At 42.0% G+C, this 24,773-nt stretch carries 19 protein-coding genes; 11 read left to right on the forward strand and 8 right to left on the reverse strand.

Annotation, left to right across the window (positions count from 1 at the left end):
• Nucleotides 1-320 (forward strand): hypothetical protein (locus LC608_RS21680; RefSeq protein ID WP_229555481.1); only part of this gene is annotated, 320 nt, incomplete at its 5' end.
• Between the two features lie 901 nt (nucleotides 321-1,221).
• Here the strand turns inward: LC608_RS21680 and leuS are convergent.
• The 5 genes from leuS to LC608_RS21705 form a co-directional block, all read right to left on the reverse strand.
• A complete protein-coding gene (leuS, locus tag LC608_RS21685) occupies nucleotides 1,222-3,870 on the reverse strand; it encodes a leucine--tRNA ligase (protein WP_229555482.1) in 2,649 nt (882 codons plus the stop codon).
• 298 nt (nucleotides 3,871-4,168) lie between these two features.
• Nucleotides 4,169-4,885 carry a pirin family protein gene (locus tag LC608_RS21690; protein ID WP_229555483.1) on the reverse strand — a complete coding sequence of 239 codons (717 nt, stop codon included), beginning with the start codon at nucleotides 4,883-4,885 and terminating at the stop codon, nucleotides 4,169-4,171.
• Between the two features lie 294 nt (nucleotides 4,886-5,179).
• A complete protein-coding gene (gene dps / locus LC608_RS21695) occupies nucleotides 5,180-5,752 on the reverse strand; it encodes a DNA starvation/stationary phase protection protein Dps (RefSeq protein ID WP_229555484.1) in 573 nt (190 codons plus the stop codon).
• A gap of 112 nt (nucleotides 5,753-5,864) precedes the next feature.
• Nucleotides 5,865-6,920 (reverse strand): aldo/keto reductase, encoded by a 1,056-nt coding sequence (locus LC608_RS21700; protein WP_229555485.1) that lies wholly within the window; start codon nucleotides 6,918-6,920, stop codon nucleotides 5,865-5,867.
• A 476-nt stretch (nucleotides 6,921-7,396) separates the two neighbouring features.
• Nucleotides 7,397-8,002 (reverse strand): hypothetical protein, encoded by a 606-nt coding sequence (locus tag LC608_RS21705; RefSeq protein WP_229555486.1) that lies wholly within the window; start codon nucleotides 8,000-8,002, stop codon nucleotides 7,397-7,399.
• A 727-nt stretch (nucleotides 8,003-8,729) separates the two neighbouring features.
• On the opposite strand from LC608_RS21705, the gene LC608_RS21710 reads away from it, so the two are divergent.
• The 6 genes from LC608_RS21710 (at nucleotide 8,730) to LC608_RS21735 (ending at nucleotide 17,049) form a co-directional block, all read left to right on the forward strand.
• On the forward strand, nucleotides 8,730-9,134 hold the full coding sequence (locus tag LC608_RS21710) for a thiol-disulfide oxidoreductase DCC family protein (RefSeq protein WP_229555487.1): 405 nt from the start codon (nucleotides 8,730-8,732) through the stop codon (nucleotides 9,132-9,134).
• A gap of 601 nt (nucleotides 9,135-9,735) precedes the next feature.
• Nucleotides 9,736-11,583 carry a malto-oligosyltrehalose trehalohydrolase gene (treZ, locus tag LC608_RS21715; protein WP_229555598.1) on the forward strand — a complete coding sequence of 616 codons (1,848 nt, stop codon included), beginning with the start codon at nucleotides 9,736-9,738 and terminating at the stop codon, nucleotides 11,581-11,583.
• 467 nt (nucleotides 11,584-12,050) lie between these two features.
• Nucleotides 12,051-14,849, forward strand: a complete 2,799-nt coding sequence (treY, locus tag LC608_RS21720; RefSeq protein WP_229555488.1) for a malto-oligosyltrehalose synthase — start codon at nucleotides 12,051-12,053, stop codon at nucleotides 14,847-14,849.
• Nucleotides 14,850-14,945: 96 nt separating this feature from the next.
• Nucleotides 14,946-16,460, forward strand: coding sequence for a trehalase family glycosidase (locus tag LC608_RS21725; RefSeq protein WP_229555489.1), 1,515 nt, complete (start codon nucleotides 14,946-14,948; stop codon nucleotides 16,458-16,460).
• 78 nt (nucleotides 16,461-16,538) lie between these two features.
• A complete protein-coding gene (locus tag LC608_RS21730) occupies nucleotides 16,539-16,823 on the forward strand; it encodes a BrnT family toxin (protein ID WP_229555490.1) in 285 nt (94 codons plus the stop codon).
• Nucleotides 16,798-17,049: a BrnA antitoxin family protein gene (locus LC608_RS21735; RefSeq protein ID WP_229555491.1), complete on the forward strand. Its 252-nt coding sequence runs from the start codon at nucleotides 16,798-16,800 to the stop codon at nucleotides 17,047-17,049. The genes LC608_RS21730 and LC608_RS21735 overlap by 26 nt, the downstream gene beginning before the upstream one ends.
• A gap of 740 nt (nucleotides 17,050-17,789) precedes the next feature.
• On the opposite strand, the gene LC608_RS21740 is transcribed toward LC608_RS21735, so the two are convergent.
• Nucleotides 17,790-17,942, reverse strand: coding sequence for a nicotinate phosphoribosyltransferase (locus LC608_RS21740; RefSeq protein ID WP_229555492.1), 153 nt, complete (start codon nucleotides 17,940-17,942; stop codon nucleotides 17,790-17,792).
• A gap of 439 nt (nucleotides 17,943-18,381) precedes the next feature.
• Between LC608_RS21740 and LC608_RS21745 the strand changes: the two genes are divergently transcribed.
• The 4 genes from LC608_RS21745 (at nucleotide 18,382) to LC608_RS21760 (ending at nucleotide 23,030) form a co-directional block, all read left to right on the forward strand.
• Nucleotides 18,382-19,773, forward strand: a complete 1,392-nt coding sequence (locus tag LC608_RS21745) for a nicotinate phosphoribosyltransferase (protein WP_229555493.1) — start codon at nucleotides 18,382-18,384, stop codon at nucleotides 19,771-19,773.
• A gap of 133 nt (nucleotides 19,774-19,906) precedes the next feature.
• Entirely contained in the window at nucleotides 19,907-20,506 is a 600-nt protein-coding gene (locus LC608_RS21750; protein WP_229555494.1) for a nicotinate-nucleotide adenylyltransferase, read from the forward strand.
• Complete coding sequence (locus tag LC608_RS21755) at nucleotides 20,467-21,213, forward strand: NUDIX domain-containing protein (RefSeq protein ID WP_094332339.1); 747 nt, start codon at nucleotides 20,467-20,469, stop codon at nucleotides 21,211-21,213. The genes LC608_RS21750 and LC608_RS21755 overlap by 40 nt, the downstream gene beginning before the upstream one ends.
• A 95-nt stretch (nucleotides 21,214-21,308) precedes the next feature.
• Nucleotides 21,309-23,030, forward strand: a complete 1,722-nt coding sequence (locus LC608_RS21760) for an NAD+ synthase (protein ID WP_229555495.1) — start codon at nucleotides 21,309-21,311, stop codon at nucleotides 23,028-23,030.
• 65 nt (nucleotides 23,031-23,095) lie between these two features.
• On the opposite strand, the gene hemJ is transcribed toward LC608_RS21760, so the two are convergent.
• Complete coding sequence (gene hemJ, locus LC608_RS21765) at nucleotides 23,096-23,677, reverse strand: protoporphyrinogen oxidase HemJ (protein WP_229555496.1); 582 nt, start codon at nucleotides 23,675-23,677, stop codon at nucleotides 23,096-23,098.
• A gap of 186 nt (nucleotides 23,678-23,863) precedes the next feature.
• The gene (locus tag LC608_RS21770) at nucleotides 23,864-24,715 is read right to left on the reverse strand and encodes an alpha/beta fold hydrolase (RefSeq protein WP_229555497.1); all 852 of its coding nucleotides are present in this window, start codon (nucleotides 24,713-24,715) and stop codon (nucleotides 23,864-23,866) included.
• Between the last annotated feature and the right edge of the window lie 58 nt (nucleotides 24,716-24,773).

The following is a 24,773-nucleotide window of genomic DNA, read 5'->3' on the forward strand; positions in this document are numbered from 1 at the left end:
CAGTAAGTCGTTTAAATTTCCTTGAAGTAAGCTGCTTGGCTCTCCAAAATTTCACTGCTAATTTAAGCCCCAATCATAAAGAAAGCAAATTTCTAATCATATCACAAAAAACTTTTGCAAGAGTTCTAATACTTTTATCCATTGAGGATCTGATAATTTATTTTCCTCCAAATCGCTTCGATGTCAATATTAAAGGCTTATCTGGCTTACTCAATGGCGATTTTCTACTGATGCTTTCCAGTTCATTTGCTGCCAATTTTGAGATAATTATGCTGCTACTTGCTGCACACTCTGAAGCTGTACTCAGTGGTAGGCGATAGCTAATAAACTATAAGTTTTTATACTATACTTAGAAAATTGCTACAATCATGCTTAGTCTTGTTAGCTACTATTCATGATGAGTCGTTTTTAACTAGTGTTCAGTTCATAAACTGTCACTCACCAGATCCCCGGTATTCTTGCAAAAGAGATATTCTTAGTTAGTGCAAGGAGTGATACCATTTCACCACATGTTTGTCACAAGTTATCCCCGCAATGCTCCCTAATAAGGGGGCGTTGCAGATTTCAAATGTTGCATCAAACGAGTGAGTTGGTATAAGCTTTTACGGGGAAACGCTTGAGTGAGCAAAACTCTCAAGCGTTTTTTCGTGTATAAATAAAACAGTTCAACTCTCTGGAAGATCATACAGATGTTTTTAAATACACATGTACCAGAGAAGTAAACTACTGTTATAAAAATTGTTGCAACACATAACTTTTTAAGCAATTCTGGGGGTTTAAATCCCCCGCTTCTAACAAGCTGCAAGTATGGAATGGCAGGGTCTAAATTCCCGTTTCAAAACTTAATTACGTTAGCGACGCAGGAGCGTCATTACGAATTATTTTAAGTGACTGGACGTACCACACGAATTAGTTTTCCTTGCAACGGTTCTTCTTTCAATTCCTTGCCAATGGTTGCCGAGACTTTGAGCAAGTAAATGTATAGCCTGCAATTTTTCACCAGGACTGAGGGCAAGAAGTTGTTGTTTTAACTCTTTGAGTGTCACGGATGTAAATCCTCTGATGTTTGGTCAGGCTATATTTACAATTTTATCGATTGCTAAGTACAATATTTAATTAATTGGTAGCGAATTGTCTGCGCTCTTCCCCTACGGGAAGGCGGAGCGCATCTGAGTTTAAATTTCAACCCTCAATTCGCCACGATTTTAGGCAAAGCTGTACTTAGCTAACTACAAAATTTACCAACTTTCCAGGCACGACAATTACCTTTTTAATCTCCTTACCTTCGATGTAACGTTGGGCAATTTCTGATTCACGGGCATATTTCTCCAACGCTGCTTTATCTGCTTGTGCTGGTACTTGAATCGAGCCGCGAGTTTTGCCCATAATTTGAATTACTAAAGTAATTTCATCAGCTACCAAAGCAGCCGGGTCAAATGACGGCCAAGTTTGAGTATGAACTGAATTACTTTCACCCAATAAATGCCACAATTCATCAGCAATGTGTGGTGCAAAGGGTGCTAGTAATACTACCAAAGTCCGAATACCTTCTGCGTAAATTGGTGAATTTTTTCCATCGGCATCAGTTAGGGCGTTACTCAACTTCATCAATTCTGATATAGCTGTGTTGAATTGATATTCGTCTTCAACGTCTTCTGTCACTGCTTGAATAGCCGTGTGAATCGCCCGTCGCAATTCTTTTTCTGCCTTAGTTAAATCAGCGAGTTGGGCTTGCTTACGGGATACCCCAGCTGCAACATAGTCTGTCACCAAACGCCAAACCCGATTTAAAAAGCGGAATTGTCCTTCCACATCGGCTTCATCCCATTCCAGGTCTTTTTCTGGCGGCGCTTTGAACAAGATGAACATCCGCGCTGTATCTATACCGTATTTGGAAATTACATCTTCTGGGGCTACACCGTTACCCTTTGATTTAGACATGGTGGCGTAGAGACGTTGCAGTGGTTCGCCTGTCTGAGGGTCGCGGGGGTCGGCTGAATTTACTAGATTAGAAGGAATCCATTTATCTTTGCCGCCTTTGTTGGGATTTAGGTAAGTTAAACCCTGTACCATACCTTGAGTTAACAGGCGTTGGAAGGGTTCATCAAAGTTTAACAAACCTCTGTCGCGTAGTACCTTAGTAAAGAAGCGCGAATACAACAAATGTAAAATCGCGTGTTCAATTCCACCTACATACTGATCAACTGGCATCCAGTCGTTTATTTTACTAGAATCGAAAACCTGTTGTTCATTCTTAGCGTCAGGGAAGCGCAAGAAATACCACGAGGAATCAATAAAAGTATCCATCGTGTCAGTTTCCCGCTTTGCCGGAGTGCCACAAGTTGGACAAGGCACATTTACCCAGCTTTCCAACTGAGTCAAAGGTGAACCGCCACGTCCAGTAAATTCCACCTCTTCTGGCAACTGGACTGGTAAATCTTTATCAGGCACTGGCACTATCCCACAGTTGGGACAGTGAATTACAGGTATTGGTGCGCCCCAGTAACGCTGCCGCGAAATTAACCAATCCCGCAAGCGATATTGCACCCGTACTTTACCAAAACCTTGTTGTTGGGCGTATTCAATTATTGCATGTTTAGCATCTGTGGAAGTCATACCAGTAAAAGACCCAGAATTAATTAAAATTCCTGGTTCAGTGTATGCCTGGTTATATTCAATTCGGATAAGTTGTGTGACTTCATTAATCTCTGATGTTGGAGTTAAGTCAAAACCTGCAACATCATCTGGAGAGGCAATGACAAAATCAACTGGCAAATCGTAATTTTTGGCAAACTTAAAATCCCGGACATCGTGCGCTGGTACACCCATCACTGCCCCAGTACCATACTCATACAGTACATAGTCAGCAATCCAAATCGGTACTTCTTCCCCTGAAAATGGGTTAATTGCCACCCCACCTGTGGAAATACCCCGCTTCGGTTTATCTTCAGCAGTACGTTCCAACTCACTTTGATTGGAAACCTCTTTAATAAAAGCTTCTACGGCTGCTTGTTGTTCTTTTGTAGTGACACGCTTTGTTAAGGGATGTTCTGGTGCTAACACCAGGTAGCTGACACCATAAACGGTATCTGGACGTGTGGTGTACACGGCGATTTTTTCATCTATCCCAATGATAGGAAATTCTAAGTAAGCGCCTGTGGATTTGCCAATCCAGTTTGCCTGCATCAATTTGACGCGTTCCGGCCAACCTGTTAACTTATCCAAGTCATTGAGTAATTCTTCGGCATAATCGGTAATCTTGAAAAACCATTGTCGCAACAATTTGCGCTCAACTATTGCGCCACTGCGCCAAGAACGTCCTTCGTTATCGACTTGCTCATTTGCCAATACAGTTTGGTCAATGGGGTCCCAATTTACTGCTGCTTCTTTTTGGTAAGCTAACCCCGCTTGCAAAAACTGCAAGAAAATCCATTGTGTCCACTTGTAATAATCGGGTGAACAGGTAGCAAGTTCACATTCCCAGTCAATGGATAAACCAAGGCGCTGCAATTGTTGCCGCATCTGGGCCATATTCTGATAAGTCCACTTTGCTGGCGGTACACCACGGTCAATGGCGGCATTTTCTGCTGGCAAGCCAAAGGCATCCCAACCCATTGGATGTATTACTCGATAGCCTTGCATTCTTTTAAGGCGGGCAATCACATCGGTAATCGTATAATTACGGACGTGACCCATGTGTAGGCTGCCCGATGGATAAGGGAACATGGATAAAGCGTAGAATTTTGGCTTGTTGCTAGCTGTAGGTGTTTTATCTAAGCCAAGTTCTACCCATGTTTTTTGCCATTTTTCCTCTATTGCTGTTGGGTTATATCGAGAATCAACAGAATCACGTATTTCCAATGGTTTCATGCCTGTTACACTTTACTTCTACTAATTTTCTAGTATTTGACCCTTACTAGTACATTTGAGCCACTATCTTGAGGGAATTATCTGTATAGTAATTTTCTAATTTAATTTACAAAATCAATTTACTATTTTTTTCTACCCCCTATTCCTATCTATCTTATATCCGTGAACTACCTACACTGTACCGTCAGGTCAGTGTAGGCTTCCAGGTTCAATGGATGTTGCCTTCTTCCCCTTTCGGTTGGTTGGTCTTACACTTGTGGGGGATCTTGTTTCTCACCAATGACTCAGGATTGCTAGATTACGCTAAATCAAAAAGTAAGATTTCGCCGCCGATATTGGTGCTAATTTCTAGCTGTTCTTCGCCGTTGATTTGCACTCCATCGCCTGCTCTAAGTTCTTCACCATTTAAGTTAACTATACCTTGGGCTATTTGTAACCATGCATAGCGATCGCGTTTAATTTGATAATTAACAACATCACCTGATTCTAAAACAGATGTGTATAAATCAACATCCTGGTGAATTGTCACAGCACCATCGCGCCCATCTTTAGCAGCAATTAAGCGGAGTTTGCCGCGCTTTTCTTCCAGAGGAAAAGCTTTTTGTTCATATCTTGGCGTCAACCCTTCTTGATCGGGAAGAATCCAGATTTGTAACAAGTGTAGTGGTTCAGTTGGCGAGGGATTAAATTCACTATGGCTGATTCCAGTTCCAGCACTCATAATCTGTGCATCACCAGGACGAATTACTGACCCAGTACCCAAGCTATCTTTATGCTCTACAGCACCTTCTAAGACATAAGTGAGGATTTCCATGTCACGATGGCTGTGAGTAGGGAATCCAGCACCAGGGGCGATGCGATCGTCGTTAATCACTCGCAGAGAACGAAATCCCATGCGGTTGGGATCGTAAAAACTACCGAAGGAAAATGTGTGATAACTATCGAGCCAGCCCATTTTAGCGTGACCACGGGCGTTTCTGTCATGAATTAGATGGCTAATTGTATTTTGAGACATATATTTACCTCTTTGTTAATGAGTATTTAGAGAAGCGATGAATCGCGTCTGTACGACAGTTAGGAATCAGAATGGAATTAGTATACTTTTTCACTAACTGACTAGCTTATTGAAGTTGAAGTATTAATCTTGAGATATCACTTGTCGAAGATATTCTGAAATTTTTTGACCTAGTTTTGAACTATTTCAATAGTAAAGTATATACATATAAAATGAAAAGTACGCACTTAAAAGTGACGTACTTACTAAAAAGATACTACTAGATTTACGAAAGACTACTTTTCTCGGAAGTGCTTACTTTACACCAGCAGGGATCTTTTGAGTTGTAGTAGCACCCGCTTTGCCATTCTCTGCTTTTATTTCTGCTACTTGCAGATGAGCTTCTAAGAACCAGAGTCGTTTGTCAATGGTGCGGGAAATTTCGGTGTAAAGGTCGGCGGTATCGAGGTCGCCTAATTCATCAGTTTTATCGATCGCTTCCCGGAGATGTTTAGCATAGAATGCATAACGATCTGACAGAGCTGTTACATGGTCTTTGCCATCCAAAATATCTAAGGGATATTCTGGCAAAATTGAATTATTAGCTGCGGCGCGGACTGTTCCGAAAGCGTATCCACCTAAAGCTGTGACGCGTTCAGCTACCATATCAATGTACTCTTCCAATTCCCCAGCAAGCTCATCAAATAATAGGTGTAACTGGTAAAAGTCAGTACCTTTAACATTCCAGTGCGCTTGCTTTGCTTGGGTTTTTAGATCAGAAGTAGCTGCCAAAGTTTTGTTGAGAAGTACCACGATTTGCACTCGCGCTTCGGCAGGAATGTCAATGCGGGTAGGGTACAAACGTGATGTAATGCTGTTGTCGCTCATGATTCTACGTTGTTAATGCCTTTTACATCTAACTCTACAGAATTGCTTGGCTTGGCGAAACTCTCTGACGATGGATTGAATTAACGGGTGAATATGTTAAGGTTAATTACTATTAGTTAATACGATGGTTTTCTATGGTATTAAAAGTACCACCGAAAAGGCGATCGCGAATAACATCATTGTGTAAAAAGTCATGGGGGAAACCTAGTTCAATTTGACTCACTTCATTTAAACGTTGCAAATTTTCTGGCGGGAGAGTGATGTTTAAAGAAGCTAAGTTATCTTGAAACTGCGTTAATTTACGTGCCCCAATTATCGGAATAATTACACCATTTTGAGCGCGTAACCAAGCTAATGCTACTTGTGAAGGTGTGTGTCCAATTTGGGTTGCAACTTCACTAACAACTTGAGCGATCGCTAAATTCCGTTCTGAAATAGTTCCAAACGCTGGATTTACTAATCTTCCTTGTTCGCTACTCTCTTGAGGAGGTTGATTATACTTACCTGTAAGCACACCACCACCCAAAGGTGACCACGGTGTTACTGCTAAATCCAAGGCTTTAGCCATTGGTAGCAAGTCACGTTCTGGTGTTCGTTGAATTAAACTATACTCAATTTGCAGGGCGACGAACTGCGTCCATCCTTGGTATTGGGCGATGGTATTTGCTTGGGAAACGATCCAAGCGGGTGTGTCAGAAATACCGATGTAAAGTACTTTACCTTGACAGACTACATCATCAAGCGATCGCAAGACTTCTTCAATAGGTGTTGTGAAATCCCAAGCGTGTAACCAGAATAAATCAATGTAATCAGTATTGAGTCGTTTCAGGCTACCTTCTAAAGACTGGATTAAGTTTTTGCGATGATTTCCACTGGCGTTAGGGTCGCCCTTTTTGTCATTCATCCGCAAGGGAAAGGAATATTTTGTCGCAACTACAAAGCGTTCCCGTTCTTTAGCAATCAACTCACCGACAATTTTTTCACTGCTACCATCGGTATAACCGTTAGCGGTGTCAATGAAATTTCCCCCTGCTTCTACATAGCTATCAAAGATTTTACGGCTTTCGTCAACAGATGCACCCCAACCCCAATCTTCACCAAAGGTCATGGTTCCCAAGGAAAGTTCAGAGACTCTTAACCCGCTTTTGCCCAAGAGTTTGTATCTCATGAATATTTTCTCATTAATGAAAAAACTAAGCAAATACCATCCCAAAAGCATGATAGCTGGAAACCGGGGGCGATGTTTGAGAACAAGCCGTTTCGTATTTGTATTGCCGTGCTATTTAAATGCAACGGCCGCTTTGTTAACGCGATAACTGCCTTGTTTATCCACACTCTTCTTTTTTTGCGACCTTTATTTATCAAGAGGATACATAAAAATCAAACCGCAACGCGAGAGTCATTAGTCCAAAATAAACCACGCCTACTCTTTAACGTGGTTTGAATTAGTCCGATATCATTAGTTTTTTTCGGTTACCTAACGGCTTGCTTAGGGCATCACAAGGGGCAAGCTATGTACCAAAAACATTTTTGTCAGAAAGATTATCAAAAAAGAATTCAGGAGTCAGGAGCCAGAATTCAAAATTTAATTCTGTGCGAGTGACAACCTCCGAATCCAGATGCGGAAACTTGGATTTTATCACCTTAAGATGCGTTTAAATCGTTGATAATACCGCCACCCTCTAAAGCACTGTTGTAACGAAAGATATCAGATCCTCCTCCACCAGTTAAGATATCTTTACCCAATCCGCCCATTAGAATATCATTACCATTTCTACCATCAAGGTTGTCATCACCCCAACCACCGTTCCGGGTATTGACTCCAGCATTCCCAGTTAAGGGGTCATTTCCATTACCTCGGATAACGTTCTCAAAGTTCACAACTCGGAAATTTAAAGGACCGAAATCGGGAATATTGCTGATGTTGAATTGTTCGGCAGATAAATCAGCAATTAGCTGTACATCGGTTCCAGAAGCGTCTATCGTATCTATCGCATTTGCTGAACCAATAATTTTTTCAATCCTAATAAGTTGGTCTTTAGCACCACCACTTTTTTGAATACCTGTTGGTAGTACCGTGATATCACCACTTTGGCTGTAATCTACAGTGTCTTGTCCGTCCCCACCATTAATAATATCGTTACCAGCACTAGCAATAATTACGTTATCTCCATTTAATGCAAGGATTAAATCGTTGTCGGGTGTACCGTTAAGAATATTGTTTAGAGGAGTTACAGTGATATCAGCCATAATTCTTTATGAGGTAATTGGTGTTTGAAGTTACAAAATCTGAAAATTAAAGATATATTTAGGTGTCGCAAGCAATCAGTATTTTCTTGTACCTATGTTGTGTATGATAAAAGACTATTTTGTAAATAATGATAAATATATAATGTTTTTTTTATTAAAGAATAATAATAAAATAATGAAGGATAATTATTTTTTTTGTAATGAGAGTAATTTGCTAGGTAAATATTTTATATTCCTTATTCGGAAACTATAATTGTAGGGCTTACGCACTGTAAAAATGCATTGTAATGTGCATTAACAAAAGCAACTTGTTTCAGGTTTTTCTTAATTATCGTGTGTTTGTAAATAGACCATGCAGTAGGGGCACAGCAATGCTGTGCCCTTACGAAAGATGTGGGTTTTAAACCTATCCATGTTTGGTATTTTTTGTCAATGAGTAAGTTCTAGATTTAGCCCTTTCAAGGTAGTGAAATTTAGAACGAGAATTGATTATTTCAACCTTCAAAAAGCCCAAAATCTGAGCAGAGGATTCCAGATGGTAGCACTGAAACAACGTATCTTCGTTGGCCACCTTGAAAGGACTAGTCCTAACAAATTAAATTTTGTTTTGGCTGAGGTGAATCGCATTATTTAGCCCTGTCTTACCGAGGTAAGAGCGATCGCCACGGTTTTCTAAGCTAGAATACCAAAGTTGTATTTAAACACATCTGACAACTCAGTTATTTTTATGAATTACTACGTAATCTACGATGGGAATTGTAATCTCTGCGTTACCTTAGTGCGATCGCTAGAAACCTTAGACCAAGGAAAGCTGTTTCGCTACAGTCCTATGCAAGATGAGCAGACACTTTTACGGTGGGGAATTACAGCTCAAGACTGTGAACAGGGGATGATTTTAATTGATGGTAATGAACCTCAGAGACGTTGGCAAGGTAGTAATGCAGCTGAAGAAATTGGGCGGTTATTGCCAGCAGGAAGTATTTTTGTAGACGCTTATCGAGCCTTACCGGGGATGAAGTGGGCAGGCGATCGCTTTTACGAACAAATCCGCGATAATCGCTATACCATCTTTGGTAAGCGTTCTAATACATATCAATCGGCATACTGTGTGGATGGTAGCTGCAAGCCGTAGGTCGTACAGGTGAGAGTATTGGTCTGGGGCAGGGGGCAGGGAGCAGGGAGCAGGGGGCAGGGGGATGAAGGGAAACCCTATAAATAAATGTATTGGCTTTGAGACAAATACGCATTATTTATCGTCGCACTTTTGGCGACGCTCGATAGCGCAGCGTAAAGCCTTCTCTACGAGAGGCTCCGCCAACGGCATGGCTTCTCTACGTTCGCGTAGCGTGTCGCAGACAGACGCTACCGCGAACGCTTAGAGCGACGGAGGAGCGTCTGACTTGCTAACGCTGCGCTATCAAAATAAGTATTTTTTCCTTAAGCATAAATATATTTATTAGCTCGTAACCCTAGACTGCATGGTAATTCCAGCATCTTTCTCCCCCTGCACCCGCCCCCTGCCCCCCTGCCTCTTTGGTCATTAGACTGAATTTGTTCTGGTCAAAAATCCGCCTCCAGGTGCTAGCAAAAACTCTGCTAGACCAACCATTATGCTATCTGGCGTGTTTGTAAATATTTTGCAATCAATGACATTTGCGATCGCCTATGGCGGGCGGGTACGCCATCGCGCCACGATTCGGCACAACAAACTGGAACTGATGGGAGGATACTGCGTGAGAATAGGTGCTAACTACTTGGGTGACGGAGAGTGCGAATTTACAGTTTGGTCTCCGCTATTAGAGAGCGTAACTGTACAAATTTTGACGCCAGAACAGCAGTTAATTCCGCTCAAGCCTCAGTCTGAGGGATACTGGCAAACGAAAGTCAACGATGTATATCCGGGTACGCTTTATCGGTATGTCTTAAATGGGCAAGACGCTTTTGCCGATCCCGCGTCGCAGTATCAACCGGAAGGGGTGCATGGGCCGTCGCAAATTGTCGATCAACACTTTGATTGGACTGATGAAGGGTGGACTGGGATTCCTGTGGAGTCGATGATTTTCTATGAAGTTCACGTTGGCACATTCACGCCTGAAGGAACTTTCACCGCCATTATTCCCCGCTTACCGGATTTGAAAGAACTGGGAATTAACGCCATTGAAATCATGCCTATCTCCCAGTTTCCGGGAGATACCCATATTGAAGCAACTCTTGCATACCGCAACTGGGGTTATGACGGCGTTTACCCTTATGCTGTCCAAAATTCCTACGGTAGCCCAGCCGAACTGAAGCAACTGGTAAATGCTTGTCACCAACACGGAATTGCCGTAGTGCTGGATGTGGTATATAACCACTTTGGGCCAGAAGGCAACTATATGAGTCAGTTCGCGCCCTACTTTACTAAAACCTATAAAACGCCTTGGGGCGAAGCATTGAATTTCGACGATGCCCATAGTCAGGGTATGCGAAATTATTTTATCGAAAATGCGCTTTACTGGTTGCGCGACTTCCACATAGATGCATTGCGGCTGGATGCTATTCAAGCAATTTACGACTTGGGGGCGAAGCATTTTCTATGGGAACTAGCGGAAGCAGTTCATCATTTTTCACAACAAGGGCAAAAATGGAAACGCCATTTAATTGCTGAAAGCGATCTGAATAATCCGAAAATAATTCGTCCAGCAGAATTGGGTGGATATGGTCTTGATGCCCAGTGGAGTGATGATTTTCATCATTCATTGCACGCACTGTTGACAGGCGATCGCCAAGGATATTATCAAGATTTTGGGCAAGTGGCTCAGTTGGCAAAAGCTTATGAAGATACTTTTGTCTACGATTGGAAGTATTCACCCGATCGCAAACGATTTCATGGTATATCTTGCCGCGATCGCCCCCTATCACAATTTACAATCTGTATTCAGAATCACGATCAAATCGGCAATCAAATGAAAGGAGAACGCCTCAGCCAGAAGGTCTCTTTTGAGGGATTAAAGTTAGCCGCTGGCGCTGTGTTGCTGTCACCTAATTTACCCCTGTTGTTCATGGGAGAAGAATATGGCGAAACAGCACCCTTCATTTACTTTGTTAGTCACTCCGATCCAGATTTAATTCAAGCAGTTCGAGCCGGACGCAAAGAAGAATTTGAAGCATTTCACTTCGCAGATGATCCCCCAGATCCCGAATCGGCAGAAACTTTCCTAAAGTCTAAACTCAATTGGGAATTACGTAACGAAGGACAGCACAAAGTTCTGTGGGATTGGTATCGCCAGTTAATTAATTTACGCAAGACGCATCCAGCACTTTTGAATCAAGATCGCAACTCTATCAAAGCAACTAGCGATGAAGATAAGCAGTTGGTAATAGTGCGCCGTTGGTGCGAATCAAGTGAACTAATATTTGTGATGAATTTCAATTCGTCTCCAGTGACAGTGACTCTGCCGTTTGAGCAAAATGCTAATAAATTGTTAGACTCTGCTGATACCTCATGGTCTGGGCATGGTTCTGAAGCTGCTGAACATCTGTCTGTGGGACAAGAAGTGAAATTGCAACCTACTAGTTTAGTACTCTATGAAAAAGGATGAGGAGGAGAGTTAAAACTTAAAGTTTCAGCCTCATAACCTCAACGTTCAACTAAAAAGGCTCAACGTTCGAGCTAAAAGGCTTAACGTTCGAGCTAAAAGACTTAGCGTTCGAGCTAAAAGACTTAGCGTTTGAGCTAAAAGACTTAATGTTCGAGCTAAAAGACTTAATGTTCGAGCTAAAAGACTTAACGTTTGAGCTAAGAGGTTGTTTGAGAAATGGTTAGCTGTGATGTTAGACACTTATTGATCCGCCCTAACCCCCCTTAAAATTTACCCCACCCTAACCCTCCCCTTGTAAAGGGGAGGGAACTAGATTTCTTATTTCCCCCCTTTATAAGGGGGGATTAAGGGGGGTAATACGCTTTTGCTACCGAGAAGAAGATTTTTCAAACATCCTCTAAAAAGTTCAGCGTTTACCCTCAAAACCTCATCTTCCTTATCCCCCTTATTCCCCACTCAAAAAAAATATGCGAATTCCTACCGCAACTTATCGAATTCAGTTTACACCTCAGTTTGGCTTTGACAACGCCAAAGCGATCGCAGCTTATCTAGCAGATTTAGGTATTTCCGATTTATATGCTTCCCCCATTTTCAAAGCACGATCCGGGAGTACACACGGCTACGATATAGTAGATGCCACTCAACTTAACCCAGAACTAGGAACTAATGAATCCTTTGATGCATTAGTTAGTGAAATTCAATCCCTTGGTATGGGCTGGTTACAAGATATTGTGCCAAACCACATGGCCTATAGCAGCGAAAACGATTACTTGATGGACGTATTGGAACACGGCCCAGATTCCAGCTATACCGACTACTTCGACCTTTCTTGGAATGCTCCCTTTGGCGATCGCCAAGAGCGAATTCTCGCGCCGTTACTGGGAGATTTCTATGGTGCATCCCTAGAAAACGGACACATTCAACTGCAATACGAACAAAACGGTTTAACCGTCAACTATTACAGCTTGAAACTGCCGTTGCGGTTAGAATCTTACACAAAATTTATTACCCATAATTTAGGTAAGCTCACCCGTACACTGGGACGTAATCATCCCGATTTTATTAAGCTATTGGGGATTCTGTATATTCTCAAAAGTGTGCCCTCAGAAGTTGCAGGAAAACAGCGACAAGACCAAATCGCATTTATTAAAGGATTGCTTTGGGAACTCTACACCACAAACGATGTCATCCGCGAGTTCATTGACGAAAATATCCAAACATTCAACGGAGAACCCGGTAATTCAGAAAGCTTTAACCTCCTAGATGAATTACTAAATGACCAGTTTTACCGTCTTGCCTTTTGGAAAGTTGGGGCGGAAGAAATGAACTACCGCCGTTTCTTTACTGTCAATGAACTAATTTCCGTTAAAGTTGAAGAAGTGCGGGTTTTTAATAATACCCACAGCCTAATTCAGAAGCTCGTTGAAGAAGGGAAATTTACTGGTTTACGGATCGATCATATTGATGGACTTTATAACCCAATCCAGTATCTCGAAAGGCTGCGAGAAAAGGCGGGAGATGTTTATATCACCGTCGAGAAGATTTTAGAACTCACCGAAGAATTGCCAGAAAACTGGGGAATTGAAGGAACGTCTGGTTATGACTTTCTCAACTATGTAAATGGCGTATTTTGTCAAACAGAAAATGAATCATCCTTTGATAAAATTTACCAAAACTTTATCAGTTCCAGAGTAGATTATGCATCGGTAGTGAAGGATAAAAAGCATCTAATTTTGGAAAAGAATTTAGCAGGTGATATTGACAATCTGGCTCTTTTGTTAAAGAATGTCTCCAGCAAATATCGCTATGGTAATGATTTTACGCTGAATGGATTAAAAAGAGCGATCGCCGAAGTTTTGACACTCTTCCCAATTTACCGCACCTACATTACACCCGATGGAATTGGAGAAAGCGATCGCGCTACCATTCAGAAAGTAATTGATCAAGCCAAAGAACAAACGCCTCTGTTGCACAACGAACTGACTTTTATTGAAAAGTTAATGCTGCTAGAGTTTGATAATTCTCTGACTCAAACAGAACGCGAACAATGGATATATTTTGTCTTGCGGATGCAGCAATACAGTGGCCCGTTAATGGCAAAAGGCGTAGAAGACACCACATTATATGTTTATAATCGGTTGCTGTCGCTGAATGAAGTCGGGGGAAATCCTGGACATTTTGGCATCGACTTAGCCAAATTTCATGCCTTTAACAAACAGCACCAAGAAACCTGGCCTCACACAATGAACACCACCGCCACCCACGACACCAAACGCGGCGAAGATGTTCGCGCCAGATTGAATGTCCTTTCAGAAATCCCCGATGAATGGGATCAGCAGGTAAATACCTGGAGCGCCATGAATCGAGGACATCGTAGCCATCGCCACGGCTTCGCTATGCCCGATCGCAACGACGAGTATTTTCTCTATCAAACCTTAGTAGGGGCGTTTCCCTTTGCAGAACAAGACCATGCATCCTTCGTGGAACGGGTGAAAGACTATATAATTAAGGCAATTCGAGAAGCGAAAGTGCATACAGCATGGTTGCGACCTGATAGCGACTATGAAGAAGCTTGTACCTCATTTATTGAGAAAGTACTCGATCCTTCCCTCTCCGGCGAATTTCTAGAAGCCTTTCGTCCCTTTCAACAACGAATTGCAGAGTATGGTATCTTCAATTCCCTTTCTCAAACTCTACTGAAGATTACCGCCCCAGGCGTACCCGATGTATACCAAGGAACAGAACTTTGGGAACTAAGCCTAGTCGATCCAGACAACCGCCGCCCGGTAGATTTTGAACAGCGACGCACCTACTTAAACGCCATCCGCGAACAGGTGAAAACCGATATTCTCGCTTTGATTCAAGAATTGCTGAGTGATAAAACCGACGGCAGAATCAAACTGTTTTTAACGGCTCAATTACTCCAAGCTAGAACAAACTATGTCTCATTATTCCAGGACGGCGACTATCTCCCCTTAGAAGTTCAGGGAACCTACGCCAATCACATAATCGCCTTTGCGCGACGGGAAGGGAATCAAACAGCGATCGCGATCGCCCCTCGCTTTTTAACCAACCTCATCCAGCCAGGAGAAAACCCGTTGGGCGAGTCAATATGGAAAGATACGCACCTGCAATTACCCTCTGGAACTTCCCCCACCTGGAAAAACGTCATCACTCAACAACCCTTACAGGCCACACAAACCCTATCTATCGGATCAGCCCTCGCCCATTTCCCAGTCGCCCTACTAATTAGTACTGCCCAATAAAAACATAAATCTACCCCACGCAGAGAAAACCCCCTAAAACCTCTGCGTACCTCTGCGATTCCCTTCGCGTCCCTTTGCGTTAAAAAATTCTAAATTATGATCACCCCAGCACTTACCACCACGCAGATAGACACCCTGCGCCTCCATATCAAAAAAACCTGGAAAACCTTAACGCGATCGCACGAACACTTATTACAATCTGCACAGGATACCAAACTAGACCACAAAACCGATACTCCTTGGATCGTCTACATTTCACCCTCAGAAGATTGTCCCAATATTCAAACTGTGTTGGAGCGATCGCTATCTCCCAAGGATATGCAAAGAATTGAAATTCGCACTTTGCCAACTGAAATGGAGGCGATTAAAGAGCATGGGTTACTATACCTACCGGGGCCTTATGTTGTTCCAGGTGGGCGCTTTAATGAAATGTATGGCTGGGATAGCTACTTTATATTACTGGGACTTTTGCGCGATGAAGAATGGGAGCTAGCACAAAGCCAAGTTGATCAGTTGTTGTACCAGGTGCAGCATTACGGCACTGTTCTGAATTCCAACCGGACTTATATGCTGTCGCGATCGCAACCCCCCGTCCTCAGCATGATGGTTTTGGCGCTATTCCAGCACACCCAGGATGAAGAGTGGTTAAAGTCAACCATACCGATCCTAGAACAGTTTTATTATTACTGGGTAGTACCACCTCACCTGAATCCGGCAACAGGCTTATCCCGATTCTATGCTTTTGGGGAAGGCCCTGCGCCAGAAGTTTTGTTCTCTGAGCGGGATGATGAGGGAAAAAGCCACTATGATCGCGTCAAGGAGTACTATAAAACTTTTGAGGTTGAGGATTATGACGTTAGTCTTTACTACAACGAAGAAAAAGACGAACTGACGCACCTATTTTACAAGGGCGATCGCACCATGCGCGAGTCCGGTTTTGATATCACTAACCGCTTTGGCCCCTTCAGTGCTGATATCCTCCATTATGCTCCTGTGTGCCTCAACAGTTTCCTGTATCAGGTAGAACAAGACTTGGGGCAAATCCACAATATTTTTGGGAACGCAGAACTGCAAAAACAATGGCGCGATCGTGCAGATATCCGCCGCCATCGTATTGATCGCTGTCTCTGGGATGAAGAACAGGGGCTTTATTTGGATTACCACTTCCAGAGTGGAAAACGCCGTTGCTACGAATTTGCTACCACGTTCTATCCCCTGTGGCTAGGAATTGCTTCTCAAGCCCAAGCCCAGCGCGTCGTGGAAAATCTCTCTTTGTTTGAAGCCCCAGGCGGAATTCTTACCAGTACTCGTGTCACCGGAAACCAGTGGGATGCTCCCTTTGGTTGGGCACCATTGACATTAATTGCTGTCCAGGGACTTCACCGCTATGGGTTTCATACAGAAGGCGATCGCATTGCCAACAAATTCCTGGCTATGGTAACTAAAGAATTCGAGCGTCACAATACCCTAGTTGAGAAATATGATGTTGAACGCTGTTCTGCCAACGTTTCCTACGAAATCTCCTTTGGATATAGTTCTAACGAAGTTGGTTTCGGCTGGACAAATGGAGTCATTCTAGAACTCTTAGCAGGCGGTGGGAAAAAAGTTTAAGTAAAAAGGCGTGAGGAAAAAACTCACGCCTTTATTTTATTTATTACACTTGACTCTATATGGCTTATCTATACTTGAATGAAATTTGAATGGGACAAAAATAAAAATCAACAAAATATCCAGAAACATGGCATTAGTTTTGAAGAAGCTACAGAAATATTTGACGGTGTTGTTTTCACCTCAATTGATGAACGGTACGACTATGAAGAAATTCGAGAAATTAGTATTGGCTCAATCCAAGGCATTGTAATTATTACCGTCGCCCATACAGACAAAAACGGCAAAATTCGATTAATCTCTGCCCGAAAAGCCACCCCCAAAGAAAGGAGAACCTACTATGAGTATCTCGCCCAATCGACTTAAAGAACTCCAAAATATCCCTGATACAGCGATTGATACTTCAGATATTCCTGAATTAGATCAGCAATTTTGGGAAACAGCCAAAATGGTAAAACCTGTTAGCCAAGAAGCCACATTAATTCAACTAGATCAAGATATTCTGGATTGGTTTAAAAGCAAAGGAAAAGGCTACCAATCTCTAATTAACTCCGCTCTCCGCTCTTATATTGAGCATAATTCATCGCTATAACGCCTTACCTTACTGGCTCGTACCAAATCATGAATAATCACACGCTACAGTGAGTGCGATCGCTTTGAGTAGTCTGCCAACTTAAAATTGCTGAGTTTGGACTGGTGAAATGTTAAAGGGGGAAAGGATAAAATACCTTTCCCCCTTATAGCCAGAGATGATGTATTACCCAGGATAACTAAAGCACAAGATAAACCCAATACTTTAAAAGTTGTGCCTTCATCGACTTTCATTTCTTTGCTTGATTAAATGTCCAAAATAGACAAAACAAACATATAATCCTAGACCCCAAGTAGTTTTGTTTACTTTCCTCTAATACCAATTGCAACGCTATAGTTGCGGCTGGAATTTTGAATGTATAGTGAGATTAAAATTCTGATTGATATATGATTTTTGCAATATATCTATTCATCAGGAGCCACAATGCAAAATCAATTGTAAGTAGATAGGTGGGAATAAACCAAACTATGTTACTAAAAGTAAACACGCCTAAATCCTTACCAATGATGAATGACAAAGGACAACCCTCGCCAGTTAAGTTTATTTACGCCCACCTACTTAATAGTGACGTATTGCAATACGCCACTACTTTTGAATAAAAGGGTTTAAGTACAGAGATAAATCTACAATTTAGTGGGTTTCAAATTTATGATTTGCCTAAAATTCCCGGTAATTGCCCTCGTTTGTATTCTGAATTCTGAATTTTGACTCCTGTATTATTTAGCAATTTGTATCAGCACCTACGAATTATCATCTTTACGTTTATCGTAAGGCTCACCTGTAAAAGGTTGTACGCCAATCACAGGATAAGCATCATCCGTAGGGCCAAAAATCCGCATTGCAGCTTCAGAAATATACTGAGTTATGTTCGCAATGATTTGGGAAATAGCCATAGTATTGGACTCCTTTTTCGAGTCGCTTTAATTGTGCTACCTATACTCTAATACTGATATGCAAAACTGGCTCTTATTCTCAATATATTGAGAATATATGCAATGTTTATTCAGATAACTTCGCAATACTTTAGCTTGTCATAAAAACAAAATTTTCCCTTTGATTCTAATTGTAACATAGTTGTTTCTCCAACCCCAGTTCGGAAAAGAGGGAAGCAAAACAAAAGATATTATTTCCCTTCATTAGCCGCCTTATCCAATTAACATTATTGCTAGCTATTACTATTAAAAAATATTAATTATTCTATAAAGTTAGTATTAACCTGCCTATGAATCTACTGTTATACGGCAATCTCAGAAAATATACTTGCTGAGAGTTGACATTATTTATGGTAAATATTACCATAATAAGAGAAGCATCTTGTAAGGAAGCTCTTGCATGACAACTTTGCCAGATTTGGAATATGTATATAGAGAGCAAAGCCAGCAGAACCAGGAACTAAACCTATCTGCGGATGATTACAGCTTACTGACCGATCTTTACCAGTTAACAATGGCAGCTTGTTACACAGGCGAAGGTATAGAACAGCGACGGGCAAGCTTTGAGTTGACTGTTAGGCGATTGCCAGAGGGTTTTGGTTATTTAATTGCAATGGGGCTAACGCAGGCATTGGAATATTTGGCCAAATTCCGGTTTAGTTTGGCGCAAATTGCGGCATTACAGGCAACGGGAATTTTTGCTCAAGCAGGCGATCGCTTTTGGTCACTTTTAGCTGAGGGAAAGTTTACGGGTGATGTTTGGGCAGTACCAGAAGGAACAGCCGTTTTTGCCAATCAACCACTGTTGCGGGTGGAAGCACCACTTTGGCAAGCCCAACTAGTAGAAACTTACCTGCTGAATACGATTAATTACCAAACTTTAATTGCCACAAAAGCAGCACGGTTGCGGGATATAGCGGGGGAATCAGCAACACTTCTAGAATTTGGCACAAGACGAGCATTTAGTCCCCAAGGGTCTTTGTGGGCGGCACGGGCGGCGTTAGCAGGTGGTTTAGATTCCACTTCTAATGTGTTAGCAGCGCTACAACTAGGACAAAAGCCTAGTGGTACGATGGCACACGCCCTGGTGATGGCGTTGTCAGCAATAGAAGGCACTGAAGAACAAGCTTTTAGTGCATTTCATCGATATTTTCCGGGTGCGCCATTGCTGATTGATACTTACGATACCATTGCTGCTGCCGGGCGCTTGGCCGAAAAAGTAAATTCCGGGGAAATGCAATTAACAGGAGTGAGATTGGACTCAGGAGATTTAGTTACCTTATCAAAACAGGTGCGATCGCTCCTTCCCGGTGTACCAATTTTTGCTAGTGGCGACTTGGACGAGTGGGAAATTGCCAGATTAAAAGCTGCTGGGGCCGAAATTGATGGTTACGGACTGGGAACACGACTAGTTACAGGTTCGCCTGTAAATGGAGTCTATAAACTTGTAGATATTGATGGTATTCCAGTGATGAAACAGTCTAGTGGTAAAGTTACTTATCCAGGGCGCAAGCAGATTTTTCGCTCGTATACGGGAGGGAAGGTAAAAGCAGACAGGTTGGGACTTTTAGGTGAAAGTTCTCTAGAAGAAGAACCTTTGTTGCAATTGGTAGTGCAACACGGTGAACGGGTGCAACCGTTAGAATCGTTGGCAACAATTCGTCAGCGTACCGCCGCATCAGTTGCGAGTTTGGCACAGGAAACACGGCGTTTGGATAATCCGGTGGCTGTAGAAGTGGAAATTTCTGAGGGGTTACGGGTGTTGACTGAGGAGACTAAGAAACGTAGGTAGACGCACCAGCAGCTTGCCGTAGGCTACCGCAGAGGCACAGAGAACACAGAAGTAAAATTACTCTTTCAGTATGTCTTAATTACGAATTACGAATTACGTTAGCGAAGCGGGGCGTAGCCCATTACGAATAACTATGAGAATTGCTTTGTTTGGAACTAGTGCCGATCCACCAACTGCTGGACATCAAGAAATTCTGAGTTGGTTGTCTGAGCGTTATGATTGGGTAGCGGTTTGGGCAGCAGATAATCCATTTAAGTCCCATCAAACACCCTTACAACATCGGGCGGCAATGCTGCAACTGTTGATTGCGAATATAGACGCGCCACGGCACAATATTGCTTTGGAACAAGAATTGAGTAGCTTCAGAACACTGGAAACAGTAGAAAAAGCCAAGCTTACTTGGGGTGAAGATGCTGAATTGACGTTGATTATTGGTTCAGATTTACTGAGTCAGCTACCACGTTGGTATCGCATTGAAGATTTGTTACAGCAAGTGCAACTACTGATCGTACCGCGACCGGGATATGCAATAGATGAATCTAGTTCAGAGGTAGTGCAAAAGCTGGGAGGGAAGATTGCGATCGCTAGTCTGACCGGTCTAGATGTTTCCTCAACAGCGTACCGCGAACATGGAGATTCTCAAGCCCTCACAGCCCCTGTAGTTGCCTATATTAATCGAGAGCATTTGTACGAATGCCAGGACGTTCACAAAAAAACATACCAACTCCGTTAAACCAACAACCTTTGGCCGATTTCAAGGTTGGTGTTGATAATGTAATTTTTTCTGTAGATACTGTACAAAATCGGCTGTTAGTTCTACTAGTAATGCGACAGCAAGAACCATTTCTAAATCATTGGAGTCTTCCCGGTACTTTAGTACGTCCAGGAGAGTCTTTAGAAGATGCCGCCTATCGCATTATGGCAGAGAAAATTAAGGTCAACAATCTCTATTTAGAACAATTGTATACATTTGGCGGACCGAACCGCGATCCACGGGAAGCAACTGATAGTTATGGTGTGCGTTATCTATCAGTTAGTTACTTTGCCCTAGTGCGATTTGAAGAAGCCGAATTAATTGCCGATCGCATGACTGGTATAGCTTGGTATCCAGTAAAACAAGTGCCGCAATTAGCTTTTGACCATAATGAAATTTTGGCTTATGGACATAGGCGGTTGCGAAATAAATTAGAGTATAGTCCGGTGGCTTTTGAAGTCTTGCCAGAAATGTTCACCTTAAATGATTTATATCAGTTATACGCCACAGTTTTAGGTGACAATTTTTCCGATTATTCTAATTTTAGAGCGCGTCTACTCAAGTTAGGTTTTTTATGCGATACCGGAATTAAAGTATCACGAGGTGCTGGTCGTCCAGCTAGTTTGTATAAGTTTGACGCCGAAGCTTTTGCTCCCTTAAAGGATAAACCTTTGGTGTTTATTTAATGAACCGCTACGTAGAGTTGAAAGTTAAAAGTCAAAGCAATGAGTTTTTACTATTAACTCCTAACTCCTAACTTCTAACTCCTAACTAACCAAAAATGAAGATTGCGATCGCTCAAATTAATCCGACAATTGGTGATTTGCTTTTAAATGCCAAAAAAATCCTGGAAGCGGCACAAAAAGCAGCATCTAGCGGTGCGCGTTTGTTGCTGACACCAGAACTTTCTTTGTGTGGCTATCCACCAAGAGATTTATTACTAAATCCTAGTTTTGTGGAAGCGATGGGCATCACTTTACAAAACTTGGCTCAGGATTTACCACCAAAGTTAGCTGTTTTGGTAGGAACTGTTGAACAGAATCTTCAAGCACATATTAGTGGTGGTAAAAGCTTATTTAACAGCATGGCTTTGTTAGAAGATGGCAAAGTCAAGCAAGTTTTTCACAAAAGACTTTTGCCTACTTACGATGTATTTGACGAACGTCGTTATTTTGAACCAGGGTTGCAAGCTAATTATTTCACTCTAGATGATATCCATATTGGTGTAACTATTTGCGAAGATTTATGGAACGATGAGGAATTCTGGGGCAAACGCAGTTACGCAATAAATCCGATTGCTGACTTAGCAATTTTGGGTGTAGATTTAATTGTAAATTTGTCTGCTTCCCCCTATACTGTCGGCAAGCAGCAGTTTCGTGAAACAATGCTCAGTCATAGTGCAGTACGTTTTCAACAACCGATGATTTATGCTAATCAGGTTGGCGGAAATGATGACCTAATTTTTGATGGGCGGAGTTTTGCCTTGAATCGTCAAGGTGAAGTTATATGTCGTGCCCGTGGCTTTGATACCGATTTAGTAGTAGTTGAATTTGATGAAGGGCAACGGGATTTTCAATTAGGTTCTGTAGCACCTGTCTATGAATCGGAAGATGAAGAAATTTGGCAAGCTTTGGTTTTGGGAGTGCGAGATTATGCTCGTAAGTGTCGCTTTTCTAAAGTAGTTTTGGGTTTAAGTGGTGGGATTGACTCTGCAATAGTAGCTGCGATCGCAACTGCGGCACTTGGTAAAGAAAATGTCCTTGGTGTTCTCATGCCTTCCCCTTACAGTTCCGAGCATTCCATTAGCGATGCTGTGGCATTAGCCGAAAATTTGGGGATTAAGACTCATCTTTTACCAATTAGGGAGTTAATGCAAGGTTTTGATCAAACTTTAGGTGATTTATTTGCGGGTACAGAGTTTGGGCTGGCTGAGGAGAATATCCAATCTCGGATTCGCGGTAATTTATTAATGGCGATCGCTAATAAATTTGGCTATCTGCTTTTATCTACTGGTAACAAGTCAGAGATGGCTGTTGGTTACTGTACTCTCTACGGCGATATGAATGGCGGGTTAGCGGTGATTGCAGATGTTCCTAAAACCCGTGTGTATTCACTTTGCCAATGGTTAAATCGCAATAATGAAATCATCCCACAAAACGTCTTGACTAAACCACCCAGCGCCGAACTCAAACCAGGTCAAGTTGATCAAGACTCTCTACCACCCTACGAAATTTTGGACGATATTTTGCAACGCCTGATTCACAATCACCAATCAGCAGCGCAAATAGTTGCAGCCGGTCACGATCCGGTAATTGTAGACAGAGTAATCCAAATGGTAGCGCGGGCTGAATTTAAACGGCGACAAGCACCCCCCGGTTTAAAAATTACCGATCGCGCCTTTGGAACTGGTTGGCGAATGCCAATTGCTAGTAACTGGGTTGGTGTCAAAAACGCCTACCAAACTAAAACTGTACCTACAGCTACTACTAGTCTATTGCATTAATTTTGCGAGGTTAGTCATGTTCAGATCCCCGACTTCTTAAAGAAGTCGGGGATCTAGCAGCCCATCTAACTTTGTTCTTGTGGTTGTCCTATTTGTGCCGTCAACTTCTCTTTATCTTGCCTGCGTTTTTTGGCGTAAAGTTGAATAGTGACTGCCATCAAAATAATCATGGCGAAAATAGCCCAAGCAGCGATATCTGTAGGTAGATTATTCTTAAACACAGCCAGCAACACGATCGCTACTAACATAACTGTGGGTGCTTCATTTAAAGCCCGTAATTGCTGACCACTCCAGCCACATTCATCTACTGCTAACTTTTTCATCAGCCGAGCGCAGTAATGATGATAGCCAATTAAAATAGCAACAAACAGTAGTTTTATATGCAACCAACCCTCTTTTAAAACGTCCGGTTCAGTAGTTAATAAACCGATAGCCATTGCGATCGTCACAAACATTCCTGGGTTAGTGATGATATAGTAGAGACGCTTTTCCATAATTTGATACTGATTTTTCAGTATCGTTCGCGCTGGTTCAGGTTCAAGGTTCGCTTCAACGTGATAGATAAAAAGACGAACTAAGTAGAACAAACCAGCGAACCAAACTACAAATCCGACAATATGAAAGGCTTTAAACCATGAATAAGCCATGAAGACTAATCTCCTTTATTTGTGGTTGCGATCCATTTTTAATGGTAATAAAAACCTCAAAAATGCAGGCTGAAATAACATTATAAGTCTGGCAAAATCCAGAATTCATTTTTTACTACAGATAAATTATCAATGTTTATCTGTGGTTTCATTTTTATAATATCGATTTTCGCCAAAAGTATATTCTCAATGAGCATCTTTACGACGCACAAAGGGTAAAAGGTCTTCTAAAATCGCTTCGTGGTAATGTTCTTGAGGATAATGTCCGACGTTATTAAGTTTTATTAATTCGGTATTTGGTGCGGACTTGGCAAAATTTTCGGCAATGTCTACGGGTAGCCAAGGGTCAATCATACCCCATTGAATTAGAATTGGCTGTTGCCATTCTTTAAAGCCAGATTCGATTTCTTTCATTGCTGAATCAAGCTGTAAATTGCGAATACTTGATAAGAGACTCCGCCCAGATGAAGAACTTTTTAAAAATGGTTTTCGATAAATATCTAATTCCTTATCCCCTATGCGATAACGGCTTCCACTTTCTAGCGTCCGGTCAACCAAAAGCGGGTCTTGGGTCATTACTTCACCTGCCAAAGGTAAACCCATTTGTTTAATTTTCCAGGGTAATTTAGCAGCAGTTGAAATTGGTGTATTTAAAATAGCTAAATTGGCAATTTGTTCTGGATGACGCAAAGCATATTGTAATCCTACAGAACCTAAAAATCCTTGTACAACTAAAGAAAAATGTTCAAGTTCTAGCGCTTTAACAAATCCTTCTAAAGCTGTGATAAAAGCATCGGGAGTGTAAGCAAAATCTCGCTTTTCTGGTTTTAAAGAATTGCCGTAACCAATCCAATCTGGAGCGATCGCTCTTGTACCCTGATTCGCCAAAGCAGGTATAATATTACGCCAACTATAACTTTGTGAGACTAAGCCGTGTAGCAACAACACAGGCGCTAAGTCAGTTCTACCGATTGGTAAAGATTCCCGATAAAACCATTCTAGTGAATCTACATTGATTTTATGTTCTGTTATTGACACGCTATTTTCCTATATTAGGCATTGGGTACTGTTGGGTACTGGGTATTGGGTATTGGGT

The sequence above is a fragment of the Nostoc sp. XA010 genome (assembly GCF_020829625.1).
GTDB lineage: Bacteria > Cyanobacteriota > Cyanobacteriia > Cyanobacteriales > Nostocaceae > Nostoc.

Excerpts from the sequence above, each read along its gene's own strand:
- leuS (WP_229555482.1), bottom strand. The coding sequence starts at position 3,870 with ATGAAACCATTGGAAATACGTGATTCTGTTGATTCTCGATATAACCCA.
- LC608_RS21690 (WP_229555483.1), bottom strand. The coding sequence starts at position 4,885 with ATGTCTCAAAATACAATTAGCCATCTAATTCATGACAGAAACGCCCGT.
- dps (WP_229555484.1), bottom strand. The coding sequence starts at position 5,752 with ATGAGCGACAACAGCATTACATCACGTTTGTACCCTACCCGCATTGAC.
- LC608_RS21700 (WP_229555485.1), bottom strand. The coding sequence starts at position 6,920 with ATGAGATACAAACTCTTGGGCAAAAGCGGGTTAAGAGTCTCTGAACTT.
- LC608_RS21705 (WP_229555486.1), bottom strand. The coding sequence starts at position 8,002 with ATGGCTGATATCACTGTAACTCCTCTAAACAATATTCTTAACGGTACA.
- LC608_RS21710 (WP_229555487.1), top strand. The coding sequence starts at position 8,730 with ATGAATTACTACGTAATCTACGATGGGAATTGTAATCTCTGCGTTACC.
- treY (WP_229555488.1), top strand. The coding sequence starts at position 12,051 with ATGCGAATTCCTACCGCAACTTATCGAATTCAGTTTACACCTCAGTTT.
- LC608_RS21725 (WP_229555489.1), top strand. The coding sequence starts at position 14,946 with ATGATCACCCCAGCACTTACCACCACGCAGATAGACACCCTGCGCCTC.
- LC608_RS21730 (WP_229555490.1), top strand. The coding sequence starts at position 16,539 with ATGAAATTTGAATGGGACAAAAATAAAAATCAACAAAATATCCAGAAA.
- LC608_RS21735 (WP_229555491.1), top strand. The coding sequence starts at position 16,798 with ATGAGTATCTCGCCCAATCGACTTAAAGAACTCCAAAATATCCCTGAT.
- LC608_RS21740 (WP_229555492.1), bottom strand. The coding sequence starts at position 17,942 with ATGGCTATTTCCCAAATCATTGCGAACATAACTCAGTATATTTCTGAA.
- LC608_RS21745 (WP_229555493.1), top strand. The coding sequence starts at position 18,382 with ATGACAACTTTGCCAGATTTGGAATATGTATATAGAGAGCAAAGCCAG.
- LC608_RS21750 (WP_229555494.1), top strand. The coding sequence starts at position 19,907 with ATGAGAATTGCTTTGTTTGGAACTAGTGCCGATCCACCAACTGCTGGA.
- LC608_RS21755 (WP_094332339.1), top strand. The coding sequence starts at position 20,467 with ATGCCAGGACGTTCACAAAAAAACATACCAACTCCGTTAAACCAACAA.
- LC608_RS21760 (WP_229555495.1), top strand. The coding sequence starts at position 21,309 with ATGAAGATTGCGATCGCTCAAATTAATCCGACAATTGGTGATTTGCTT.
- hemJ (WP_229555496.1), bottom strand. The coding sequence starts at position 23,677 with ATGGCTTATTCATGGTTTAAAGCCTTTCATATTGTCGGATTTGTAGTT.